21 protein-coding genes and 1 pseudogene are annotated in these 23898 nt (G+C 43.2%); 14 read left to right on the plus strand and 8 right to left on the minus strand.

What is annotated here, in order from left to right; translation table 11 throughout:
- The first annotated feature begins 7 nt into the window (after nt 1-7).
- The 10 genes from cysN to rpoS all read left to right on the plus strand — a co-directional run bounded on the left by cysN (nt 8) and on the right by rpoS (nt 8540).
- Nucleotides 8-1450, plus strand: a complete 1443-nt coding sequence (gene cysN / locus JK188_RS03790; RefSeq protein WP_211887708.1) for a sulfate adenylyltransferase subunit CysN — start codon at nt 8-10, stop codon at nt 1448-1450.
- 4 nt (nt 1451-1454) lie between these two features.
- Nucleotides 1455-2078 carry an adenylyl-sulfate kinase gene (gene cysC, locus JK188_RS03795; RefSeq protein ID WP_211887709.1) on the plus strand — a complete coding sequence of 208 codons (624 nt, stop codon included), beginning with the start codon at nt 1455-1457 and terminating at the stop codon, nt 2076-2078.
- Between the two features lie 159 nt (nt 2079-2237).
- A complete protein-coding gene (gene ftsB, locus JK188_RS03800; RefSeq protein WP_036955764.1) occupies nt 2238-2534 on the plus strand; it encodes a cell division protein FtsB in 297 nt (98 codons plus the stop codon).
- Nucleotides 2535-2594: 60 nt separating this feature from the next.
- Nucleotides 2595-3323: a 2-C-methyl-D-erythritol 4-phosphate cytidylyltransferase gene (ispD, locus tag JK188_RS03805; RefSeq protein ID WP_036955761.1), complete on the plus strand. Its 729-nt coding sequence runs from the start codon at nt 2595-2597 to the stop codon at nt 3321-3323.
- Nucleotides 3324-3332: 9 nt separating this feature from the next.
- The gene (ispF, locus tag JK188_RS03810) at nt 3333-3845 is read left to right on the plus strand and encodes a 2-C-methyl-D-erythritol 2,4-cyclodiphosphate synthase (protein ID WP_108478380.1); all 513 of its coding nucleotides are present in this window, start codon (nt 3333-3335) and stop codon (nt 3843-3845) included.
- Nucleotides 3811-4860, plus strand: coding sequence for a tRNA pseudouridine(13) synthase TruD (gene truD, locus JK188_RS03815; protein WP_211887710.1), 1050 nt, complete (start codon nt 3811-3813; stop codon nt 4858-4860). Before ispF ends, truD begins: the two co-directional genes overlap by 35 nt.
- Nucleotides 4838-5599, plus strand: a complete 762-nt coding sequence (surE, locus tag JK188_RS03820) for a 5'/3'-nucleotidase SurE (protein ID WP_211887711.1) — start codon at nt 4838-4840, stop codon at nt 5597-5599. Before truD ends, surE begins: the two co-directional genes overlap by 23 nt.
- Nucleotides 5596-6222: a protein-L-isoaspartate(D-aspartate) O-methyltransferase gene (locus JK188_RS03825; RefSeq protein WP_036955749.1), complete on the plus strand. Its 627-nt coding sequence runs from the start codon at nt 5596-5598 to the stop codon at nt 6220-6222. The genes surE and JK188_RS03825 overlap by 4 nt, the downstream gene beginning before the upstream one ends.
- A gap of 215 nt (nt 6223-6437) precedes the next feature.
- Nucleotides 6438-7502: a murein hydrolase activator NlpD gene (gene nlpD / locus JK188_RS03830; RefSeq protein WP_108478378.1), complete on the plus strand. Its 1065-nt coding sequence runs from the start codon at nt 6438-6440 to the stop codon at nt 7500-7502.
- A gap of 51 nt (nt 7503-7553) precedes the next feature.
- Complete coding sequence (gene rpoS, locus JK188_RS03835; RefSeq protein WP_108478377.1) at nt 7554-8540, plus strand: RNA polymerase sigma factor RpoS; 987 nt, start codon at nt 7554-7556, stop codon at nt 8538-8540.
- Nucleotides 8541-8611: 71 nt separating this feature from the next.
- On the opposite strand, the gene miaE is transcribed toward rpoS, so the two are convergent.
- Nucleotides 8612-9376 (minus strand): tRNA isopentenyl-2-thiomethyl-A-37 hydroxylase MiaE, encoded by a 765-nt coding sequence (gene miaE, locus JK188_RS03840; RefSeq protein WP_211887712.1) that lies wholly within the window; start codon nt 9374-9376, stop codon nt 8612-8614.
- Between the two features lies 1 nt (nt 9377).
- Nucleotides 9378-11945 carry a DNA mismatch repair protein MutS gene (gene mutS / locus JK188_RS03845; protein WP_211887713.1) on the minus strand — a complete coding sequence of 856 codons (2568 nt, stop codon included), beginning with the start codon at nt 11943-11945 and terminating at the stop codon, nt 9378-9380.
- Between the two features lie 425 nt (nt 11946-12370).
- Between mutS and rlmF the strand changes: the two genes are divergently transcribed.
- Entirely contained in the window at nt 12371-13336 is a 966-nt protein-coding gene (gene rlmF, locus JK188_RS03850; RefSeq protein WP_211887715.1) for a 23S rRNA (adenine(1618)-N(6))-methyltransferase RlmF, read from the plus strand.
- A 172-nt stretch (nt 13337-13508) separates the two neighbouring features.
- Here rlmF and JK188_RS03855 read toward each other — a convergent pair whose 3' ends face one another.
- Nucleotides 13509-14405 carry a LysR family transcriptional regulator gene (locus JK188_RS03855; RefSeq protein WP_211887717.1) on the minus strand — a complete coding sequence of 299 codons (897 nt, stop codon included), beginning with the start codon at nt 14403-14405 and terminating at the stop codon, nt 13509-13511.
- 124 nt (nt 14406-14529) lie between these two features.
- Between JK188_RS03855 and JK188_RS03860 the strand changes: the two genes are divergently transcribed.
- The 3 genes from JK188_RS03860 to JK188_RS03870 all read left to right on the plus strand — a co-directional run bounded on the left by JK188_RS03860 (nt 14530) and on the right by JK188_RS03870 (nt 17453).
- Entirely contained in the window at nt 14530-16191 is a 1662-nt protein-coding gene (locus JK188_RS03860; RefSeq protein WP_211887719.1) for an alpha-keto acid decarboxylase family protein, read from the plus strand.
- A 244-nt stretch (nt 16192-16435) separates the two neighbouring features.
- Nucleotides 16436-16705 carry a DUF1471 domain-containing protein gene (locus JK188_RS03865; protein ID WP_108478370.1) on the plus strand — a complete coding sequence of 90 codons (270 nt, stop codon included), beginning with the start codon at nt 16436-16438 and terminating at the stop codon, nt 16703-16705.
- Between the two features lie 202 nt (nt 16706-16907).
- Entirely contained in the window at nt 16908-17453 is a 546-nt protein-coding gene (locus tag JK188_RS03870) for a DedA family protein (RefSeq protein WP_211887721.1), read from the plus strand.
- A 54-nt stretch (nt 17454-17507) separates the two neighbouring features.
- Here JK188_RS03870 and JK188_RS03875 read toward each other — a convergent pair.
- From JK188_RS03875 to gltS, 5 genes and pseudogenes are all read right to left on the minus strand, one after another.
- Nucleotides 17508-19162: pseudogene (locus JK188_RS03875) on the minus strand (alpha-keto acid decarboxylase family protein).
- Between the two features lie 250 nt (nt 19163-19412).
- Nucleotides 19413-19766 (minus strand): RidA family protein, encoded by a 354-nt coding sequence (locus JK188_RS03880; protein WP_211887722.1) that lies wholly within the window; start codon nt 19764-19766, stop codon nt 19413-19415.
- 3 nt (nt 19767-19769) lie between these two features.
- Nucleotides 19770-21011, minus strand: a complete 1242-nt coding sequence (locus JK188_RS03885; RefSeq protein WP_211887724.1) for a D-amino acid dehydrogenase — start codon at nt 21009-21011, stop codon at nt 19770-19772.
- Between the two features lie 56 nt (nt 21012-21067).
- Entirely contained in the window at nt 21068-21976 is a 909-nt protein-coding gene (locus tag JK188_RS03890) for a LysR family transcriptional regulator (protein ID WP_211887725.1), read from the minus strand.
- Between the two features lie 155 nt (nt 21977-22131).
- Nucleotides 22132-23337 carry a sodium/glutamate symporter gene (gltS, locus tag JK188_RS03895; RefSeq protein WP_132496777.1) on the minus strand — a complete coding sequence of 402 codons (1206 nt, stop codon included), beginning with the start codon at nt 23335-23337 and terminating at the stop codon, nt 22132-22134.
- Nucleotides 23338-23898 lie beyond the last annotated feature (561 nt).

Consider the following 23898-nt stretch of genomic DNA (forward strand, 5'->3'; position numbering starts at 1 on the left):
CAACATCATGGCTGAATTAGCGTATAACGACGCAATGGCGCATCAAATTCAACAGCAAGGTGGCGTAGAAGCTTACTTGCTGGCTCAGCAACATAAGGGATTATTGCGATTTCTTACCTGTGGCAATGTGGATGATGGGAAAAGTACCTTGATTGGACGCTTGCTGCATGACACTCAACAAATCTACCAAGATCAATTGTCAGTTTTACAAAGCGACAGTAAGCGGATAGGGACTCAAGGCGAGAAATTGGATCTGGCATTGCTGGTGGATGGATTAGCGGCTGAACGCGAGCAGGGGATCACCATCGATGTGGCATATCGCTATTTTTCGACGGAAAAACGCAAGTTTATCATCGCGGATACCCCGGGACATGAACAATATACCCGCAATATGGCGACAGGTGCATCAACGTGCTCACTCTCTATTCTGTTGATCGATGCTCGAAAAGGCATTCAAGAGCAAACGCGACGCCACAGTTTTATTAGTACGCTCTTGGGGATCCGTCATTTGATCGTCGCGGTGAATAAGATGGATCTGGTGGATTATAGTCAGTCCGTGTTTGATAAAATTCAGCAAGATTACCAGCAATTTGCGCAGCAACTTCCGGTAGATTTAAACGTCTGGTTTGTGCCAATCTCTGCACTGGATGGGGACAACATCGTATCGCCAAGCGAGAATTTGCAATGGTATCAAGGGGAAACGTTATTGTCGTTACTGGAAACGGTGCAAGTCACTCAGACGGCCGCTGACCAGCCATTGCGTTTTCCTGTGCAATATGTGAATCGTCCAAACTTAGATTTTCGTGGCTACAGTGGCACCGTGTCATCGGGGGTTGTACAGGTAGGGCAACGAGTAAAAGTGCTGCCTTCAGGGAGCGTTTCAACCATCAAGGAGATTGTGACATTTTCTGGCAACCCACCTTCAGCTATTGCGGGTGAGGCGATTACGATAGTACTGAACGATGAAATCGATATCAGTCGTGGCGATTTAATTGTCGCTGAAAATGAGGAGCTGCTTGCAAGTCAGCACGCGTTAGTGGATGTGGTGTGGATGTCAGAACAGCCGCTGGTGCAAGGTCAACAAGTGGATATTAAAGTGGCAGGCAAGCGAAGCCGAGGCAAAGTTGAAAACATTCAGTATCAAGTGGATGTGAATAACTTAACTCAGAAAGTGGCCACTGAACTGCCATTGAACGGCATAGGTTTGGTGGAGTTTTCATTCGATGAACCGTTACTACTGGAAAATTACCAAAATAATGGGGATACCGGTGGGATGATTTTGATTGATAGGCTAACAAACGTGACGGTGGGGGCAGGGCTAGTTCGAGAAGCGCAGCCAGAAGAAACGGTACACCGTGGTGAATTTAGCCAATTCGAAATTGAGCTTAACCAACTGATCCGCCGCCACTTCCCTCATTGGGGTGCCCGCGATGTGTTAGGTGGGAAGTAACGTTATGGATACATTGGAAAATGGTCGGTCGGAGAATATTGTTTGGCATTCCCATAATGTGACTCGGCAATGGCGAGAGCAGCACAATGGTCACAAAGGCGCAGTGCTGTGGTTGACGGGCTTATCGGGATCAGGAAAGTCCACGTTGGCGGGGGCGATAGAGACACAATTGGCGAATTTGGGGATCAAAACCTATCTTCTAGATGGAGATAATGTTCGCCATGGATTATGTCGTGACCTTGGGTTTAGTGATGGGGATCGGCAGGAAAATATTCGACGAATTGGCGAAGTTGCAAAGTTAATGGTGGATGCGGGGATGATTGTGGCTACGGCGTTTATTTCTCCTTATCAAGAAGATAGACAGCGAGTTCGCGAATTATTTGAGCCCGATCAGTTCTATGAGCTGTATGTGGATACGCCCATTGAGGTTTGCGAGCAGCGAGATCCCAAAGGGTTATATCAGCAAGCACGAGCAGGCAAGATTTCCCATTTCACGGGGATTGACTCGCCTTATCAACCACCACAAAACCCAGAACTGCACCTTGATGGTCTGCTTCCTATCCATGATTCTTTAGCGCAGGTGATTCAACTGCTGCAACAGCGAAATATCATTTCTATAGCAAATTGATTTTACATAAATATCATCCTTTTCTACATTTATAGGGAATTGGGTGATATTTAATCTCTTCTAGCGCGAACAATTCTGACTTTTTTAGACAATATTTGCATCGCAGTAGCGTCATGCGCTTAGTTATGGGATGATTAGCAAATCATTTCAGGGGGCAAGATGGGTAAATTAACGCTACTATTAATTGCGATATTAGCTTGGTTACAATATTCCTTATGGTTAGGCAAAAATGGCATCCATGACTATGTCAAAGTCAAGGATGATGTTGCTGCGCAGGAAATTGTGAATACGCGTTTAAAACAGCGTAATGAGCAGCTATTTGCAGAAATCAATGACTTGAATGATGGTCAGGATGCAATTGAAGAACGCGCACGTAGCGAGTTAGGTATGTTAAAACCTGGGGAATCATTCTATCGAATGGTCAAAGAGCGTAATAATCCACCGTCATCTCAATAATCATCGTGTAGGGTCGACCACACCCAAGAGCCTGATAATTTCTGATGTAAGATTCGAATCATGATAAATCCAAGAACATCCAGCGCAGCACCGATTGTTGCGTTGATCCCCGCTGCCGGAGTGGGCAGTCGTATGAATGCAGATTGCCCAAAGCAATATTTGTCGATCGCAGGGAAAACCATTATTGAACACACCATTGATGCCTTATTGCGCAGTGGAGACGTACAAAAAATCGTGGTTGCATTAAGCGCTGAAGATGATTATTTCCATCACCTCGATATTGCCAAAGACCCTCGCGTTGTTACGGTTATCGGGGGGAAAGAGCGTGCAAATTCAGTATTATCAGGATTAAACTATCTGGTTTCGCAACCTGAGTATGATGATGCTTGGGTATTGGTGCATGATGCGGCGCGTCCGTGTCTGCATTTAGATGATTTAAATACTATTGTTCAGTTAGCCACTCAGAATGATTGTTGTGGAGGCATACTGGCGGCTCCGGTTCGGGATACGATGAAACGGGGCGTGGAGGGAACGCAAAGTATTTCCCATACTGTTGAGCGAGAAGCGCTCTGGCATGCCTTAACACCGCAGTTTTTCCCATTAGTATTACTACGTGACTGTTTAGATAAAGCATTGAAAGAAAATGCAGTAATCACGGATGAGGCTTCCGCACTTGAGCATTGCGGTTATCAACCGATATTAGTATCGGGGCGAGCTGATAACCTTAAGGTGACGCGACCAGAGGATTTGGCGCTGGCGGAATTTTATCTTTCAAGAATGAAATCATAAGGAAAAAAAATGAGAATCGGACACGGTTTTGATGTGCATAAGTTTGGTGGTGAAGGCCCTATCGTTATTGGCGGCGTTCGCATTCCTTACGAACAAGGTCTTATCGCACATTCGGATGGTGATGTGGTCTTACACGCGCTGACAGACGCCATTTTAGGTGCTGCGGCACTTGGGGATATCGGAAAATTATTCCCAGATACAGACCCTGCTTATAAAGGTGCAGATAGCCGAGTATTACTCAGAGAAGCCTTTTGCCAAGTACGTAAAAAAGGTTATTTGATTGGCAATATCGACGTCACTATCATGGCACAAGCGCCCAAAATGTTGCCGCATATCCCACAAATGCGCGTGAATATTGCCGAAGATCTCGAATGCCACATGGATGACGTCAATGTGAAAGCAACCACCACAGAACAATTGGGTTTTGTGGGGCGAAAAGAAGGGATTGCTTGCGCCGCTGTGGTTTTACTTATCAAAGATAATAGTAATGAAAGTTATGAATGTTCAGTACCTGCATGGTAAACCCCTCTCTTCAGGGACATTAAAAAGTATTCCTGAAGATTTCGTGGTGAAAGAAGATTTAGGTTTTGAGCTTGATGGCGAAGGCGAGCACGTTATGGTTCGCGTTGAAAAAACAGGCTGTAATACTTTATATGTCGCAGAACAGCTGGCAAAGTTTGCTAAGGTCTCCGCCAGAGCAGTTAGCTACGCGGGATTGAAAGATAGGCATGCGGTGACGGAGCAGTGGTTCTGTCTGCAAATGCCGGGTAAAGACACGCCCGATTTTTCTGCTTGGCAGCTTGAAGGGTGCCGTGTATTAGCGGTCACTCGTCAGAAACGCAAATTACGTATTGGTTCCCTAAAAGGAAATCAATTCGAAGTCACATTGCGGGATATTACGGACACCGATGATGTAGAACAACGCCTACAAAAAGTGGCTGATTTAGGTGTTCCGAACTATTTTGGCGAACAACGTTTTGGTCGGGATGGGCAAAACTTGGTTCAAGCTCGCCGCTGGGCAAATCAAGAAATTACAGTACGTGAACGAAATAAACGCAGTTTTTATCTCTCTGCCGCGCGAAGTGCTATGTTTAATGATATCGCCAGTGCGCGAATTGCAAATCAGACACAGCAACACGCAATGTTGGGGGATGCACTGCAATTAACCGGACGTGGTAGCTGGTTTGTGGCGACGGCAGAAGAGTTAGACTCTCTGCAAGCGCGTTTACAATCTGCTGAGCTAAGTGTGACAGCGCCGCTTCCCGGGGATGGCGATTTAGGCACCCAAGATGATGCCCTCGCTTTCGAGACTCACTGTTTACAAGATTATCAGCCATTTATGGCACTAATGAAAAGTGAGCGCGTTTCTCCAGCGAGACGAGCTGTACTGGTTAAGCCGCAAAATCTGCAATGGCAGTGGCTAGACTCGTCAACCGTGAAGCTGAGCTTCTTCTTGAATTCAGGCAGCTTTGCCACGAGTGTTGTACGCGAAATTATTAATCAGGATTGTGTGGATGCTGAATATATTATTGAGTAACGATGATGGGGTAATGGCGCCAGGAATACAAACGCTGGCGGCGGCATTACGCCAACATTATCATGTGCAAGTAATTGCGCCCGATCGCAATCGCAGTGGGGCGTCAAACGCACTAACGTTGGATAGACCATTAAAAATCCAAACATTAAGTAATGGTGACCTTGCTGTTCAAGAAGGTACACCGACGGATTGTGTGTATATCGGGGTGAATAAAGTTGTGCGTCCCCGTCCTGATATTGTGGTCTCTGGAATCAACTGTGGTCCAAATCTTGGGGACGATGTGATTTATTCTGGTACCGTTGCAGCGGCGACAGAAGGGCGTCACTTAGGTTTGCCTTCTATTGCGGTTTCATTGGATGGCGATGTGCATTATGAAACGGCGGCCAAGGTAACGTGCGATATCCTCACTATGCTGCAAAAAAATCCATTACGTGCGGGAAATATCTTGAATATCAATGTGCCAGATATTCCTTATGATGAGTTAAAAGGGATTAAAGTTACCCGCTGTGGCAGCCGTCATGCGGCATCTGAAGTTTATAATTTGGAAGATCCTCGCGGTAATATGCTGTATTGGTTAGGACCGGTTGGGGAAATTCGTGATGCAGGTCCGGGCACGGATTTTGAAGCCGTACAAAATGGCTATGTTTCAATAACGCCATTGCAAGTGGATTTAACGTCTTATAAAACTCAGTCAGTATTAGAAGAGTGGCTAGATAAGTCAGGAGTGAAGGCAAAATGAAAATTGGGCTCATGAAAGAACTGCTGGCACAGTTGCGCCAACAGGGAATTCACGATGAGCGCCTATTAGACGCGCTCGCGCTAGTTCCTCGCGAACGGTTTGTTGACGAAGCGCTCTCTCATCAAGCCTACGATAATATCCCATTACCAATTGGTCATGGGCAGACCATTTCACAGCCGTATATTGTTGCAAAAATGACCGCCTTATTGGCGGTTAAACCGACGGACCATGTGCTGGAAATTGGCACGGGATCTGGGTATCAGACGGCGGTTTTGGCTCATCTTTGTGAGCATGTGTATTCAGTCGAAAGAGTCAAAAGCTTGCAGTGGACGGCAAAACGTCGCTTCAAGTTGTTAGATTTACACAATATTTCTACTCGCCACGGTGATGGCTGGGAAGGCTGGCAATCAAAAGGTCCTTTTGATGGGATCATTGTCACTGCCGCACCTAGCGAAATTCCGTCATTGTTACTTAAGCAGTTAAAAGATGGAGGGCGCCTAGTGCTCCCTGTCGGTGACAAAGATCAGGCTCTGAAATTAATTACCCGTCGCGGTAATGACTATCACACTAATGTGATTGAAAAAGTACGTTTTGTCCCTCTTGTTGCCGGTGATTTGAGCTAATAGCCCTTTAAGTTATTTGGAATTAATGGGTTATTTCACTCAAACTGTTAAGTGATAATCTCAATTTGTTATACTTTTGATACATTTAACTTGTCCATTATTTTATATTTCTGCTTTAATAAGCGAAATATTTTAAGATACTAATATTTAATAAGCATTAATTGCATTCTAACCCTTTAGTATCAGGTCAGATTTTTCTTCACGGGAGAAGAAATATGAAAATTGTTAGCCCAATAAACAGAATTCGATGGGCGGTTATCTTTTCATTTAGCGGTGCTTTATTAGCAGGATGCTCAACGCCTTATCATCCCGCAGCACCGATTTCGAGTGTGAATGATGGAGGTTCATCTAGCCAACAATCTGCACCAAGAACGGTGCCTAATCCTCCGTCCAATACTGGAATGAGTACGGCGATGCCTTCAGACAGACCTAATTTGTCGTCTAATAGTTCGATGGGAAATAATACCTCTAGACCTGTTTCAACCAGCAGCGATGGACGTATTGTTTATAATCGAGACTACGGCCGCATTTCTAAAGGCAGTTATAACGGCAACACCTACACCGTTCAGCGCGGCGATACTCTGTTTTATATCGCCTATATAACGGGTAATGATTTCCGTGAGTTAGCATCGAAAAACAATATTTCTGAACCATACAGCTTGGATGTAGGTCAGGTGATAAATATTGGTAATACAAATGTGAGCTCGATCACACAAACGGCGTCAAATAGTCAACAGCGCCCGGTTGATATTCAACCAACTAATGGGTATCCTGAAAATAGTAGCGGGCAGAATTCAGGTAAGATGTTGCCGAATAACAAGAAACCAGCCTCAACGGTTTCAACGACAACAGCGAGCCCAACCACTACGACTGCAACAGCAACAACAGGAAGTAGCACCAACAATTCGTCAATTAAATGGCGTTGGCCTGCTGATGGGAAGATGATTGAAGGCTTCTCTGATGCACAAGGTGGAAACAAAGGTGTTGATATTGCTGGTTCTCGCGGTCAATCTGTTATTGCAGCTGCTCCTGGTAAAGTCGTCTATGCTGGCAATGCACTGCGCGGATATGGAAATCTCATAATAATAAAACATAACGATGACTACTTAAGTGCCTACGCACATAACGATACGTTACTTGTGCGTGACCAACAGGATGTTGCTGAAGGTCAGAAGATAGCCACTATGGGTAGCACCGGAACAAGTTCTGTTCGTTTGCATTTTGAAATTCGTTATAAGGGAAAATCAGTAAACCCGTTGCGTTATTTACCGCAGCGATAAACTGGGCGGAGTGACACATTCCGTCCTCATTATCTTGGGTCGGAGTCACTGATGAGCCAAAGTTCGCTGAAAGTTAACGAGTTGTATAATGACCTCGATGAAAATGCGATGGATGAAGCATTTGATGAGAGTCAATTCAAAGAAGAGGATCTAGTTTCAGAACTGGATGAAGACACGGAGTTACTCCAAAGCGCGAGTCAACGTGTTTTGGATGCAACCCAAATTTATCTCAGTGAAATTGGATTCTCTCCACTCCTCACCGCAGAGGAAGAAGTTTTCTATGCCCGCAGAGCCCTTCGGGGGGATGTGGCATCGCGTCAGCGCATGATAGAAAGCAACCTTCGCTTAGTGGTAAAAATATCTCGCCGTTATAACAACCGAGGTCTTGCCTTACTCGATCTGATCGAAGAAGGAAATCTTGGGTTGATTCGTGCAGTTGAAAAGTTTGATCCTGAAAAAGGCTTCCGTTTTTCAACATATGCGACTTGGTGGATCCGTCAAACGATTGAACGTGCCATCATGAATCAAACCCGAACAATCCGTCTACCGATTCATATCGTCAAAGAACTCAATATTTACCTTCGTACAGCCCGTGAACTTGCTCAAAAGCTCGATCACGAGCCAAGTCCTGAAGAGATAGCTGAACAATTAGATAAACCTGTTGAAGATGTCAGCCGAATGCTACGTTTAAATGAGCGCATTACATCGGTTGATACGCCTATCGCAGGGGATTCTGAGAAGTCATTGCTGGAAGTATTATCGGATGATAATGATTCAGGGCCTGAAAACACTATCCAAGATAACAACTTAAAAGAGAATATCGTTAAGTGGTTATATGAACTCAATCCTAAGCAACGTGAAGTCTTAGCGCGTCGTTTTGGTTTGTTGGGATATGAAGCGGAAACTCTGGAAGAGGTTGGGCGCGAAATTGGGCTCACTCGTGAAAGAGTTCGTCAAATTCAGGTTGAAGGTTTAAGACGTCTAAAAGATATTTTACAAGGCGAAGATTTAACGCTGGAAGCGTTATTCAATATGTAATCTGCCGTGTTAAAACACATGAAGCCTCTGTTGTCATTGATAACAGAGGCTTTTCTTTTTAGTCGGTGGAGTTAATCAATCGGTACGCCGCTATGGAATTTAAAATCATCATCTGGCGTTGAAATCAACTGCGCTTCAACTCCTCCATAAAAACGTACACGCTCAGTAATATCTGTTTTACTAATCAACTGGGCAAGTTGTAGGTAATCCTGATAATGGCGCGCTTCTGAACGTAGTAATGAGGTATAAAAATTGGCAAGTTGCTCATCCAAGTGTGGCGCTAATTTGGCAAACCGCTCGCAAGAGCGCGCTTCAATGTAAGCTCCAATAATAAGCTTATCCACCAAGGTTTTCGGATCATGAGGATCTAAATGGTTGAATAACCCTTTTGCGTAACGCCCTGCGGTGATGCCATCATACGCAATGTCTCGCTGATACATAATTTCTAGCACTTGGTAAAAATGGTGCAATTCCTCTTTGATTAACAACACCATTTTATCAATCAAATCTTGGCTATACGGAGACTGTTTTTTTGCTAGGATCTGTTTTGAAATTTGGTTCTTATTCTTCAATGTGTGAACATCACCAATGCGATCATATGCAAAGGCTTCATAGGGTTTGAACCACTCTAATAAAATCGCCGCACTTTCTTTATCCACTGCATATTTGCGAATTAAAAACATGGCACTTTGCGCCGCTTTTAATTCACACAGCAGATGATCCTTCAAAATCGTCGGTAAATTTTCAGGCTGACTGGCTTTGTGGATCCACGCATCGGGAGTTTCACACTGCAAAAATTGCTTAATTGGCGCCAATAATTCAGCGTACTCATCCATGCTACTTATCCATTTCCTTTAAACGATATAGCCAATCAAGGGCTTGGCGTGGCGTTAGCTTGTCAGGGTCGATTTCCTCTAAAGCGGCTAATACTGGAGATGGTTCCTCTTCCACACTCCCTAAGAAGCTCAGCTGAGCGCTATCTACATGACTCGCATTGGCATTATTGGAGATAACTTCCAGTTCTTTGAGTTTTTGCTTCGCGCGTTTGATCACCTCTTTTGGGACGCCAGCCAGTGAAGCAACGGCTAAACCGTAACTCTTGCTTGCCGCGCCGTCTTGCACATTATGCATAAAGGCGATGGTATCACCGTGTTCAATCGCATCGAGGTGAATATTGACCGCACCTTCCAGCTTTTCCGGTAAGGTGGTTAATTCAAAATAGTGAGTTGCAAATAAGGTCATTGCTTTGATGCGATTAACTAAGTTTTCAGCACATGCCCACGCTAAAGAAAGCCCATCATAGGTAGATGTACCGCGACCAATTTCATCCATCAATACTAAGCTGTGTTCAGTGGCATTGTGCAGAATATTCGCCGTTTCGGTCATCTCTACCATAAAGGTTGAACGCCCAGATGCGAGGTCATCAGAGGCTCCGACGCGTGTGAAAATACGGTCAATTGGCCCAATGACGGCTTTACTGGCTGGCACAAAACTGCCGATATAGGCCAGTAAGGTGATCAGTGCAGTCTGGCGCATATAGGTACTTTTACCGCCCATATTGGGACCAGTAATGATCAGCAAGCGGCGTTGGGGAGAAAGGGATAGCGGGTTAGAAATAAAAGGCTCACTAAGCACTTGCTCGACAACCGGATGACGACCTTCAGTAATTTGAATGCCAGGTTTATCTGTTAATTGAGGACAGGTATATCCAAGGGTGTCTGCACGCTCCGCGAGGGTGGATAGAACATCCAATTCAGCCAGCGCTTCGGCACTGGTTTGTAACGCGGCTAAATGTGGCAGCAGCATATCAAACAGTTCATCATACAAGGCTTTTTCGATAGCTAGCGCTTTGCCTTTTGATGTCAGGACTTTATCTTCATACTCTTTCAATTCAGGGATAATGTAGCGCTCCGCGTTTTTCAGCGTTTGGCGACGAACATAATGAATTGGCGTGAGGTGGCTTTGTCCACGACTTACTTGAATGTAGTAACCGTGTACCGCGTTATAGCCCACTTTTAGGGTATCGATACCCAGTTTTTCACGCTCACGAATTTCTAAACGGTCGAGGTAATCTGTTGCACCGTCTGCCAGCGCTCGCCATTCATCGAGTTCGCCGTTGTAACCTGGGGCAATGACACCGCCATCACGAACTAAAACCGGAGGGGCATCAACAATTGCTTTTTCGAGCAAGCTTTGAAGCTCATCGAATTGACCAATACGTTGCGTTAACGCACCGAGGTAGCCGCAATCGGATTGCGCCAGAATTTGGTGAATATCATGATATTGCTGGAATGCATGGCGCATACGCGTTAAGTCACGAGGACGCGCTGAGCGTAATGCGAGGCGAGCGAGCACGCGTTCTAAATCACCAATTTGGCGAAGGAACGGCTGTAACTCAAAGCCGTATTGTTGCAGTGCGCCAATGGCTTGCTGGCGGTTATTCAACACAGTGAGGTTACGCAATGGGGTATGAAGCCAGCGTTTTAGCATACGGCTCCCCATTGGGGTGACACACTTGTCCAAAATCGCGGCAAGGGTATTTTCGGTTCCCCCCGCAAGGTTTTGAGTTAGTTCTAAATTTCGGCGAGTTGCGGCATCTAAAATCACATTATCTTGTTGTTTTTCCATGATAATGCTACGAATGTGCGGCAGTGCAGTTCGCTGAGTATCTTTCACATATTGCAGCAAACAACCCGCAGCCCGTAAGGCTTTATGCGCATTTTCGACGCCAAATCCGATTAAGTCTTTGGTACCAAATTGCAGGTTTAATTGCTGTTTTGCAGTGTCTAATTCATATTCCCATAATGGGCGACGGCGTAAGCCTTTATTAAGTTCAATCAATGACATGCTAGCGAAATCTTCAGGATAAAGTAATTCAGCTGGACGGGTACGCTGAAGCTCGGCTTTTAATGACTCTTCATCATCAATTTCACTGATGATAAAACGACCCGATGTGATATCTAAGGTCGCAAAGCCATACCCTTGGGACTCTTGCCATACCGCTGCCAGTAAGTTGTCTTGGCGTTCATTAAGTAAGGCTTCATCGGTGATGGTACCCGGTGTCACAATGCGCACTACTTGGCGCTCAACAGGACCTTTGCTGGTGGCAGGATCACCAATTTGCTCACAAATGGCGACAGATTCTCCCATCTGTACCAATCGCGCTAAATAGTTTTCGGCTGCATGGTGAGGAACGCCCGCCATCGGGATAGGTTGACCGGCAGATTGACCACGCTTAGTGAGAGAGATATCCAGTAACTGAGAGGCTTTTTTAGCATCATCAAAGAACAGTTCGTAAAAATCCCCCATACGATAAAACAGCAAAATATCGGGATGTTGTGCTTTGAGTTTTAAGTACTGCTGCATCATCGGCGTATGGGATTCGAAACTTTGGTTTTCTGTCATGTTTTTAACTTGTTGAATATTTGATGTATTTATGGGCTTTTGACTTTCGGCGTAAACGCTATTTTATCTTGTTGTTAGGGTGAATTCGCGGAAAGTTGAAAGGGCGTTTGCGACCCTCATAGTAGCCCAGTTAAGGGAAAACTTGTACTGCTAATAACGGGGAATTTACCTCAAAATGTTATTGCGTGGTAAGTTGAGTTACATGAGTTACATGAGTTACATGAGTTACATGAGTTACATGAGTTGAAACAGTTACGCCAATTAGGTCGATGCCTGGTCACTGAGCTATACGCTCAGCTCGCCGAGTCACATAGTTTATCTATATGCTTCCCGCCTATCTTCGCTTGTCGCCTACCTGCAACTTGAAAGCTCTAGGGTATATGGTATCGTACGCGTCAGAAATACCTTTAAGAGAGCCCGTCACGGTGGAAAAAAAGAAAACCTTCCCGCAGCAGAAAAGCGGCTTGCACCCGCGTAATCGTCATCGCTCGCGCTATGATTTCCCGGCGCTGATCGCCAGTTGCCCTGCTCTGAAGCCATTCGTCAAACCGAACGCCTGGGGCGACATCTCGGTAGATTTTGCCGATCCTACGGCAGTTAAAATGCTTAACCGTGCGTTGCTGCAACATTTTTATTGCATCGAACACTGGGACATTCCCGCCGGTTATTTGTGCCCGCCGATCCCTGGGCGTGCCGACTATTTACACCATCTGGCTGACCTGCTGGCGACCAGTAACGGCGGCGAGATCCCTCGTGGTAAAGGCGTGGCTATCCTTGATGTGGGCGTTGGCGCCAATTGTATTTATCCTATCATTGGCCTGCGTGAGTACGGCTGGCGTTTTACTGGTTCGGAGGTTGAACCTGTATCGCTCAATGCGGCTAAAATGATCGTGGAGATGAATCCGACGCTGAGAAACAGCGTGCGTCTGCGTTTGCAAAAACAACCTGAATCTATTTTGAACGGCATCATCGGTGTGGCGGAGAAATTTGATGCCACAATGTGTAATCCTCCGTTCCATAGCACTGAACAGGAAGCGCAAGCCAGTACCCGCCGCAAACTGCAAAAGCTGGGTAAAGGCGAGGTGGCCGACACGCCAGTACAGAACTTTGGTGGAAAAAATAAAGAGCTATGGTGTGAAGGCGGTGAAGAAGCCTTTGTACGTAAAATGGTAGAGGAGAGCGTTAGCCTGGCGCAAAACTGCCTGTGGTTCACCTCATTGATTTCTAAAAGCGCGACCTTGCCTTCGATTTATCACGCGTTGAAGCAAGTGGGTGCGGCCGAAGTTCGCACCATTGAAATGGCTCAAGGGCAAAAAATCAGTCGCTTCGTGGCCTGGACATTCCACGATGCGCAACAGCAGGCAGAATGGGCGGCAGAACGCTGGTGTTAATTTCTCTGGTGTCGGTTATTTAACCGGCACCGATAAAATCTCGCATTTTTCTTTCAATTTCTACATGTCGCGTTATTCTCAATATGTCTTCCTAAAACAAGCTTGTCTAACTTAAAGGTGTCTATAAAGTCGGCAAATCGGTGGCTATTCAGTGGTAACCCATTATAAGGGTTCATAATGATGAGCGTGTATTCAACATTTCCAACGCTAATTCGATCCATGCCGTAGCTCGGCGACTTGGATGGGATCCTTTCAAAGTTGCCAGAGCCAGCTCATAGGCCAGAACAGGCTCCGTGACAGGGATAATAGAAAGTCCCTCGATATGGTTCTTTTTCCACATACTTTCAGGAAGTATGGTTACACCAACTCCTGCGCGAGCCATCGCCATCACAAGATCTATATGCCCACTGCGTCCTGCGATAATCGGTTCTTTACCATGAATCCCGCAAGCATTAACAATTAATTCATTAACTCGGAAACTATCTTGAAAGAATATAAATGGCTCATTCAGAAGTTCTGCAAACTTAACACTATTATGGGTGGCTAATGGATGTTTATCATTCACTAATAGCATCAATCGGTCGGTAGTAAATCGGTATAAATCAAATCGCTGTTCATCAAATGGGGACATTACCGCTGCCGTTTCTACATCCCCTTTGAGCATGGCATTCATCATATGATTTGAACTTAATTCAATGATCTGCAGCTCGACCTGTGGATATTTCTGGCTAAATGCCATGATGATATCGGCAAAATAGGTCGAAGCGATGACAGGGGGTAAACCGACCTTCAAGACCCCTGTGAGTGGGCCTGATCTGTCTTTTAATGCGTTATTAAGACTGTCGAATTGTACCAAAATTTGCTGAGCATGGCGGAATAAAATCTCACCATCATCGGTCAGTTTCACGCCGTCGGTTTCTCGGATCAGTAAGGTCGCTTCAAGCTCTTGTTCTAATTTTTGAATGCTACGGCTGATTGCTGGCTGGGTGACGTATAATTTATCCGCCGCTCGGCTAAAGTTATTTTGTTGTACCACTTCGACAAAGTAGCGTAATCCTCGAATATCCATCGTGACCTCTATTACACTTTGTTATAGCTATTATGATTATAAATGATTTCCGTTAATGTGACACTAGAGTTAATAATAATAACGGGCTGAATAATCAGTCGAAATTATTATTTGGAGCTACATTATGAAAACGGTTATCGAATATGTTCTTGAACGTCTGCAAACGCTGGGTATCAACGAAGTTTTTGGGGTTGCAGGTGACTATGCTTTTCCTATTGAAGATGCAGTCTGTGAAAGTAAAACACTGCGTTGGATTGGTAATTGTAATGAATTAAATGCTGCTTATGCTGCGGATGGTTATGCAAGAATCAATGGTGTTGCCGCACTTTCGACAACATTTGGTGTGGGTGAACTCAGCGCGTTAAATGGTCTTGCGGGGTCTTATGCTGAGCATTTACCTATCTTCCATTTAGTGGGCATGCCAGCGAGTGGTGTTCAGAAAAACCATCGTCTTGTTCACCATACTTTAGGTAACGGTGATTTTAATGTGTTTTATCAAATGAGCCAGCATTTGAGCTGTGCTCATGCGATATTAACCCCAGAAAATTGCATTGATGAAACTGAGCGATTAATTGCTGCAGCCCTAAAAGAGCGTCGTCCTGTCTATATGGGGTTCCCATCTGATTACGCAGAGATGCCCATCATTGCTAATGGGAAACATAAAAAAGTTGCACAACAGAAAAGCGATCCGAAGTCACTCAATGCAGCCGTGAATGCTATTTTAGATAAACTTAATACCAGCCAAAAAGCCTGCATTATTCCGGGGATCCTGACAGCACGGTTAGGCTATTCGGATGATGTGCAGAAAATTATTGATAAGACAGGCCTGCCGTATGCCACGATGTTTATGGATAAAAGCATAGTGAGTGAATCCAATCCGACGTATATGGGAATTTATAATGGCAAATTAATGAATGCCCAAGTAGAAAAGTTTGTTGAAAGTTGCGACTGTATTTTAGGTATTGGCGCGGTATTAACCGATTTTAACTCAGGCAGTTTTACGGCATCTATCTCTCCTGAGCAAGGCATTAATATTTTAGCAGATCAGGTGAAAGTAGGTTCAGCGGTTTACCCAAATGTGATGATGAAAGAGGTATTGGATAAACTGCAAGTATTAGCTCCTTCGTTAAAACATCAAGGCATTGTAGCTCAAAGTATTGCAGCTCAAGGATTGGGTGAGCCTCGAAAAGGGGATAATGGCCAAATTACCGCACAATATCTGTATCCGCGTTTAGAGAAAATGTTCAAGGAACAGGATATTGTGATGGCGGAAACAGGAACTGCATCAATGGGGTTAGTTTTTGCTTTACTACCTAAAGAGGTTTCTTTTCAAACTCAATCTCTATGGGGTTCGATTGGTTGGGCGACACCAGCGGCATTTGGCGCAGCAATAGCTGCACCCAATAAGCGCGTGATTTTAGTGACCGGTGAAGGTTCCCATCAACTAACAGCACAAGAAATCAGTCAATTTTCACGTTTTGGGCTAAAGCCGATTATTTTTGTGCTCAATAACGATGGTTATTTAATTGAGCGATTATTATGTAAAGATCCTGAAGCTTATTATAATGATTTACCGCAGTGGAATTATGCACAATTACCCGCAGCATTAGGTTGTACGGATTGGTATTGTCAAAAAGTCACCACTTGCGATGAGTTAGATACAGCCATTAAACAAGCGGAAGCAGCGGATTCGGCAGCCTATATTGAGATAGTCATGGATAAGTATGCAGCTTCAGATTTGGCCCAAAAAGTAGGTAAATCAGTGGCATCGTTATATTCGTTTTAGCATCAGACTGGGACATATTTTTAGTACTGATTTAAAACGTCAGAAATCGCATAAATAAAAGCAATTTATGCTAAGTTTCACACGATATTAAATTTGATATTCATCGCTACATTCTTTATTTTAATAGGTAAATATAGTCTTATATTATCAGGAAATTAATATTCTTTTAACGATACTCATAATTTCATTCTCTAAAAAAGAATGTAATTAAATGAAGGCGTTATTTTAATAAAAGGTGATGTTGATGAATAAATTAAAAATTGCATTGGTTTCTTTGATGTTTTTAAGTCCATTTGCGATGAGTGCAACTGAGATTAATTATGTTCAGTCCATGGAAATGAAATTAGTTGGCAATATTAATATCGTAATGAATGCAGCGACAACAACGGATTATGTGAATGCAGTCTCACAAAAAGCGGATGAAGCGGGCGCAAAGTATTTTATTATCACCTCAGTGAACTCTGAAGGTGAAGGTAACGATATTTCAATCAATGCTAGCTTATACAATAAATAGTCTATATTTATATTTTATGCGTCGTGATCCCCTGCACTTAAGTTGTCGTTAAGTGCAGTTTTTTTATGTGCCATTCGTTTTAGCTGTAAGGCTCCCACCTTATTGAATGACCAAGAATACAAACAAAAATTTAATTTTATCTGTGTTAAGATTTTAGCTAAAGATATCCATTATCAGTTGTTCAGGAAGGGATCTCGGTCTTATGTCTGAAGTATTAACTCAGTGGTTAATGGAATATGGCTATTGGGCTGTATTTCTTGGTGCGATGCTTGAAGGGGAGACAGCCGCTTTTCTATCGGGAGTGGCCGCACATAATCAATTACTCTCTTATCCTTTGACGATGTTATTTGCCGCGCTTGGTGGAGTCGTCAGTGATAATGTGCTTTTTTTTGTCGGACGTTATGCTGGTGCTCGGGTATTACCTAAATTTCAAAAACATCAGAGTAAGATTGTACGGGTTCAGCAGTTAATACAACGCCATGAAAATTGGATTATTATTGGGATCCGCTTTGCGTATGGAATGAGAACGGTTGGACCGATTATTATTGGTGCCAGCAAGGTAAATCCAATCAGATTTTTTGCATTAAATATCCTTGGCGGCGCCATTTGGGGATGTTTGATTGTCTCGGCGGGCTACTTTGTCAGCTCCCTTGTCTTTGCGCTCCCATTTCACCCGCATTTCTCTTGGCTAGCTATTATTGTATTGGTGATTGTTGGAGTTTGGTGGATCCGCAGGAGGCGACGCTGAGGCGCTTGCCATTTATGGTTGTGAGCCACCGTAGTCTAGAGTGGCTAAGTGCCATTATTTAAGATGTTTTAGCGTTTCTGACCTAATTATTTTTCCCATTGCTTGCAGTAAATCTGAGGCTTCATATCTATCCGTGATTATTTCAATATAGGCAGCAGTGTCTATTCTTTCGAGTGTATTGAGAACTCGGTTAAGTTCGTCGCAAGTGGTGACTTTCTGACAATACCAATTTTTGCATCCAAGAGTTGCGGGAAGCTGAGCATAGTTCCATGGATGGACATCGTTGTAATAGGCCTCGGGCTCATGGCAGAAAAGACGCTCAATTAAATAGCCATCATTATTGAGAACAAAAATAAGTGGCTTCAGCCCCCAGCGGGCAAATAAACTAATTTCTTGCGCTGTTAATTGATGGGAGCCTTCGCCGGTAGCTAGGATCACTCGGCGATGAGGTGCGGCAAGCGCGGCTCCCAATGCAGCAGGGGTTGCCCAGCCAATTGAGCCCCATAGGGATTGAGTTTGAAAAGAAACTTCTTTAGGAAGAAGTGCAAAGCCTAGCCCCATGGAAAATGTCCCGGTGTCCGCTATCACGATATCATTTTGCTTAATGAATTTTTCAAATCGCGGGTATAAGTAATGACTGGTTATTTTTCCATTATCATTGTTGATTGGTTCGCCTAAGCCGTGAACTTTTATTGAGCTACTCGGAATAAATGTCAGGATATCTTTTAACTCAGAAAGTAGCTCGTAGATATAGACATCAGAGTAGACCGTTGAATCGATAACCACATAATTGTCCATTATATGGATTATATTATTAGCGTGAAGAGCTGCGGTGAAACACCCTGTATTCACATCACTCATCACCGCACCAATATTTAAAATACAATCGCAGCTTCCAATAAATTCAGCAATGTCAGGGTTCATTAAATGCCCGCTGTACATGCCTATATATTGTGAGTGGGTTTCATTTAAAACACCTTTATCCATAAACATAGTGGCATAAGGCAAGTGAGTGACTTTAATCAGTGCTTCCACTTCTTTGACTAAATCAAACCGTGATATGAGTGAACCCAGTAAGGCACACGGATATTCACTTTGGCTGAGTTTATTAGCTATCAAACTGATGACTTTTTTAAGTTATCAGGACGACTACTAGGAAGTGTAAGCGGTTTGATGTTCTGTACAACGATGCGTTTTACGGCGAGATCAGCAGGAATACCAATATAAACGGGGCGTCTTTGCGCAAAAGCTTGAGTCATTAAACGAGTCATTTCACTGACACAGTTTTCTGGTGTCAAAATCGCGTGAGCACACGAAAAGGATTGAGCGACTTTGTAAAATACCTCGAAATCACCATCACCTAAAGTGTGGTGCATAATAGCCTGATTTTCTTGGATATGACTGGCAGGCATGCCGACTAAATGAAAAATAGGCAATCTTTCTGCATACGCCCCAGCAATGCCATTTAATGCACTGAGTTCTCCAACTGCGAAGGTACTGGCAAGCGCTGCGGCGCCTTTCAAACGGGCATAACCATCTGCGGCATAGGCGGCATTTAATTCATTACAGTTACCTATCCAACGTAAATTTGGATTAGCGCAGACAGCATCATTAATAGGAAAGGCATAATCACCTGCAACACCAAAAATATCATTAATACCGAGAGACTGTAATCTGGATAAAACATGCTCAATAACGGTTTGGATCATGTAATTTCTCCATGTTGGTATAAAACTAACCGATAAACATTGGTTTTATTTTTAGTTTTCAATCAATTATTTCAAAGTGCATATAGATAATAGTAGATGGAATAACCAAGAGGAGAGTATTTTTTTTATTAGAAGTGATAATAAAAAGAGTTATTAAGAGGGGAATTGGACAAAAATGATGATAAAAGGACTAAAAAAGGCATTCAAGAGAATAAATTTAACCTTTTGAATGCCATAGAATAAATTAAAACTAGCGTTGTGCTGCGGTCACCATGACTTCAACGAGTACCTGATCCCGAGCCATATTCGCTTCAACAGCGGCGCGAGCAGGGCTAAATTCAGCTGGCATCCAATTTTCCCAAACGGTATTAAAGTCAGCAAAATCACGCTTCATGTCTTTTATCCACACTTGTGCAGATAAAATACGGGTTTTATCGCTATTGCTAGCGGCTAATAATGCGTCAATTTTGTTTAATACATCTTGGGTTTGAGCAGTAATGTCTCCGGTTAAATCTGTAGGCACTTGTCCAGATAAGTAAACTAATCCAGCATATTCAACGCTGTCTGCTAAGCGTGGTTTTGGGTTATTACGTTTAATGGACATTAATTACCTCGTTAATCCTTCTAATGAAATAGGGGAGCGTTGCTGGGTAATGAGCTGAGTTAATATCTCTGCGCTACCCGCTGCTAATGTAAAACCTAAACTACCGTGACCCACATTGAGCCATAAGTTGCTGTGCGTAGTTTTGCCTAACATTGGTGGTCCCTTTGGTGTTGACGGACGTAAACCGCACCATGTTTCAGCTTTATCAATTTTAGGTAAATCTGGGAATGTTTTTTTAATAATATTTTTTAATGCAGAAATTCTGTTTTCTCGTAATCCAAATTTGTCATAACCAATATCGACCATAGCAGCGATGCGTAATTGATCATTTAGTTTGGCGTAGACAATTTTATTGCCGTAGTCGGTCACGCTAAGTTTAGGAACGATATGTGCCATTTGTGGATATTCCACACTGAGACTGTAACCTTTTAAACCGAGAATCGGTACATCAATGCCAAGGGGTTTTAATAACTCACGGCTACCATTACCTGCGCAAATCACCACATCGTCTGCTTGAATTGTGCCTTGATTTGTTTCTACACCCGTAATGGTATTGCCAAGTTTAATAAAGGATTTGACCGAGTGCTCAAGGCATAATGTAAATTGAGGCTGTGTTGATAAATAAGCCAGAATATTTTTGCAGAATAAATAACAATCAGCGGTTTCATCATCGGGGGCGTATATCGCACCCACTAATTGTGATTGAATATTCTTTAATGCGGGCTCTAATTCAACGATTTCATCGGCATTCAGAACTTTTTGAAATTCCTTATCCACAGTTTCACTGGCTTTTTTAAAGCTAGATTGTTCGCGATGGATAATTAATTTTCCTGATTTTTCCCAAGCGAAATCGGCAATATCACCATTGGTACGCCACGTATTCATGACATTTTGACTGAGTAGCGATAATCGTAATAAATGAGCGCCATTAATTTTATTGGTTGTGCGGTTACAGGCTAAGGTGAATTGGGTCATCCAAGAAAGCTGCTGTAATGTAAAATCGATTCTTAAATTTAATGGGGAATCGTTTTTACCCATCCAGCGTAAGCCTTGTAATGGAACACCCGCATCCGCAAGTGGCGAAACATAGCGATAACTTAATTGTCCGCCATTGGCAAAGCTGGTTTCCATGCCAACGTCAGAATCAGATTCAATTAGTGTGACGGTTTGACCCGCTTTAATTAAAGCATATGCGGTACTTAATCCAATCACTCCAGCACCGATCACTACCACATGTTTAGTCATAATATTCCGCAACCAATAATAACTTAGGAGTTATTATTTAACGGCGAATAGTCAGACTAAACAATTGAGTTTTCATCACCGGAGTATAACTTTTGGTTAACTACTGCGTTGCGTTTTTTTAGTATTAGCGACAAGGTGTTTACATAATTTTGTGCTGCTTTCGTGAGTGGCCTATCTGCTCGATGGAAAACGGATACGGCTAAATGCAAATTTTCTTTAAGCGGGTAGATCATCGATTCTGGCAGGGTATGTTCCGCAGAAAAAATGTCGGTAATACTGCAACCTAGACCAGCCCGAACGAACTCCGCTGCCATATGGTAAGTGTGCACACTGATGTTGGATTCTTGGAACTCATGCCTTTGCTGTAGCAGTTGAGATAGGGAGTCGGAGCCTGGGTGGATCCAGCGGTCTTGGTCGATATCCACCAGTGAAACGGGAGATTTTACGGGAGCCTGACTATCCACATAGACGAGAGGAATATCAGCAACAGGCAATACGGTGATCCCACCTTCAATGGCTAAATTAAATGCGATACCAATATCGAGATCTTGTTGAGTTAATAATTGCAAAATATCTGTGGTGTGATGGGTACCAATAGTGAGTTTGATATTTGGATGCTTTTTAATAAACAGTGCGGTGACTTCAGGCACTAAGTTAAGCCCTAGGCTAGGTAAACACCCAATAGCCAACTTACCTTGTGGGTTTCTAGATAAATTCTGTGCCAAAATTCTGAGTCTATCTAAATTCTGATAAACCTCTTTTGCTTCTTCAAATAATAAATTGGCTTCATCTGTTGGCAGTAATTTTCCTCGAATCCGTTGGAATAAAACGAGTCCCAATTGTTGTTCAGCATGTTTGAGTGCTTTACTCGCCGCTGGCTGGGAAATATGCAGAACTTCTGCTGCTCGAGTGAGTGAACCGCAGGTCATCACAGCATAAAAGATATCAAGGTGTCTTAACTTCATTATTGGTCGTCCATGGTTAGAACTAGGTAATACTTTGCATTTGTTCTTATTCTACAGAAAAAGATGTCATGGATCCGATATCGGGGTCACTTACCAGAAATGAAAAATGCCGGCTCATATACTTTTGGTTATGAGCCGGCATATGCTATTGAGGATTATGCGATGGCTGCGCCTAATTCAATATATAGCTTGATGATGATACTGTTGGTGATATCCACCAAGAAAGCACCGACCATTGGTACTACTAAGAAGGCTTTGTGTGATGGGCTGAATGCACGAGTAATGGTTTGCATGTTGGCGATTGCCGTTGGCGTTGCCCCCATTCCGAATCCACAGTGACCCGCACTGATAACGACAGCATCATAGTCACTGCCCATCATTTTGAATGTGACAAAGCAGGCGAATAACACCATCACAACGGTTTGTACTGCAATAATGATTAATACTGGACCCGCCATGCTAGCTAATTGACCAAACTTCAATGACATTAGCGCAATAGCAAGGAATAACGAGAGCGCCACGCTACCTAAAACATCAACAGTTGGTTCGAAAACTTCATGTTTAAACACGTGAGTTAAGACGTTACGGATGATGATACCGACAAACAGACACCAAACGAAAGTTGGTAAGTGCATTGGCGTATCTTTTACTAACTCACTGATATAGCTACCCGCAACGATACAGATAATCAGCATTGAAATGGTTTCAATGATGTTATTAGCGTTGATTTTTCTTTTTACCGCTGGTTGCTCAAATGCTTCAAGGATGGTCTCTTTTTCTTGCTCAGTTGCTTTTGGGATGGTCACTTTTTTCAGTAAGTGGCGCGCGACTGGTCCACCGACAAGTCCACCAAGAACCAGACCCATCGTTGCACATGCCATCGCCAGCTCAACAGCACCTGTTACGCCATATTTATCGGCAAGGATAGGACCCCAAGCACCGGCGTTACCGTGACCGCCTGTTAATGTGATTGAACCTGCAATCAGACCGATAAATGGACTTTCGTTTAGCATGACAGCCATACCCATGCCCACAGCGTTTTGGATCACAATTAAAATGGTAACCGCGAGTGTTAAAATAACGAGAGGCTTCCCGCCTTTTATTAATCGCGAAAAATCTGAACTTAAACCAATTGATGAGAAGAAAGCGATCATCAATGTGCTTTGTAATGAGGTATCAAACGAGAAAGTATAGCCAGCTGCTTTATCAACAATTAATAAAACGATAGCAACAATAAATCCACCGACAACAGCATCAGGAATATGGTTTTTCTGTAGAAAAGGGCTGATTTTCACCACAATCATCCCAATAAGCAGCGCTAAGCATGCAAACAATAGCGTATAGCTGGCATCTAGTGTCATTATTTTTACCTCACATTTGTTTACCAGAGCATTCACTTTTGTGATTTAACATTAGTGTTAAATGAAGTTACTTTGCTTAACTTTTGTTTAACAATGAGTTTTGTTGAGGCTGATATAACTTTTAGTTAAGTAAATCGTATGAAAAAAGTACTTATATTGATTGGTTTAAGTCATTACTAGAGGGAGATTTAATCAAAGAAATAAATAATAACTTCCTAGTTGATTGATTTTATGAATTATTTTGTTTTCTCTCATCTGACGGGAAAATGACGTGATTTTATCGTCTCTTTTGGAGTGTTAGCGCTAGCACTAAGTCGTGGTAATTGTTGGAAATGTGATGGGTGACATAAAAGCCGCTATATTGTTAATGAATGTTAAAAAATTGCAACGTAACTCACGTTTTAGTCAGTTTTGTTGGCGATTCATCTGCTTTTTCCGCGTCAAATTGAAGCTGAAATTAGTATAAAGACCAATATTCTTAAGCGTCTTTCATGCTTTATATGGATTAAATCTTAGAATGCAGTATTTATTCCCATTGGATTGTTATCATCGAAACAAGAT

This window comes from Providencia sp. JGM181, assembly GCF_018257375.1.
In the GTDB taxonomy this organism is placed as follows: Bacteria; Pseudomonadota; Gammaproteobacteria; order Enterobacterales; family Enterobacteriaceae; genus Providencia; species Providencia lanzhouensis.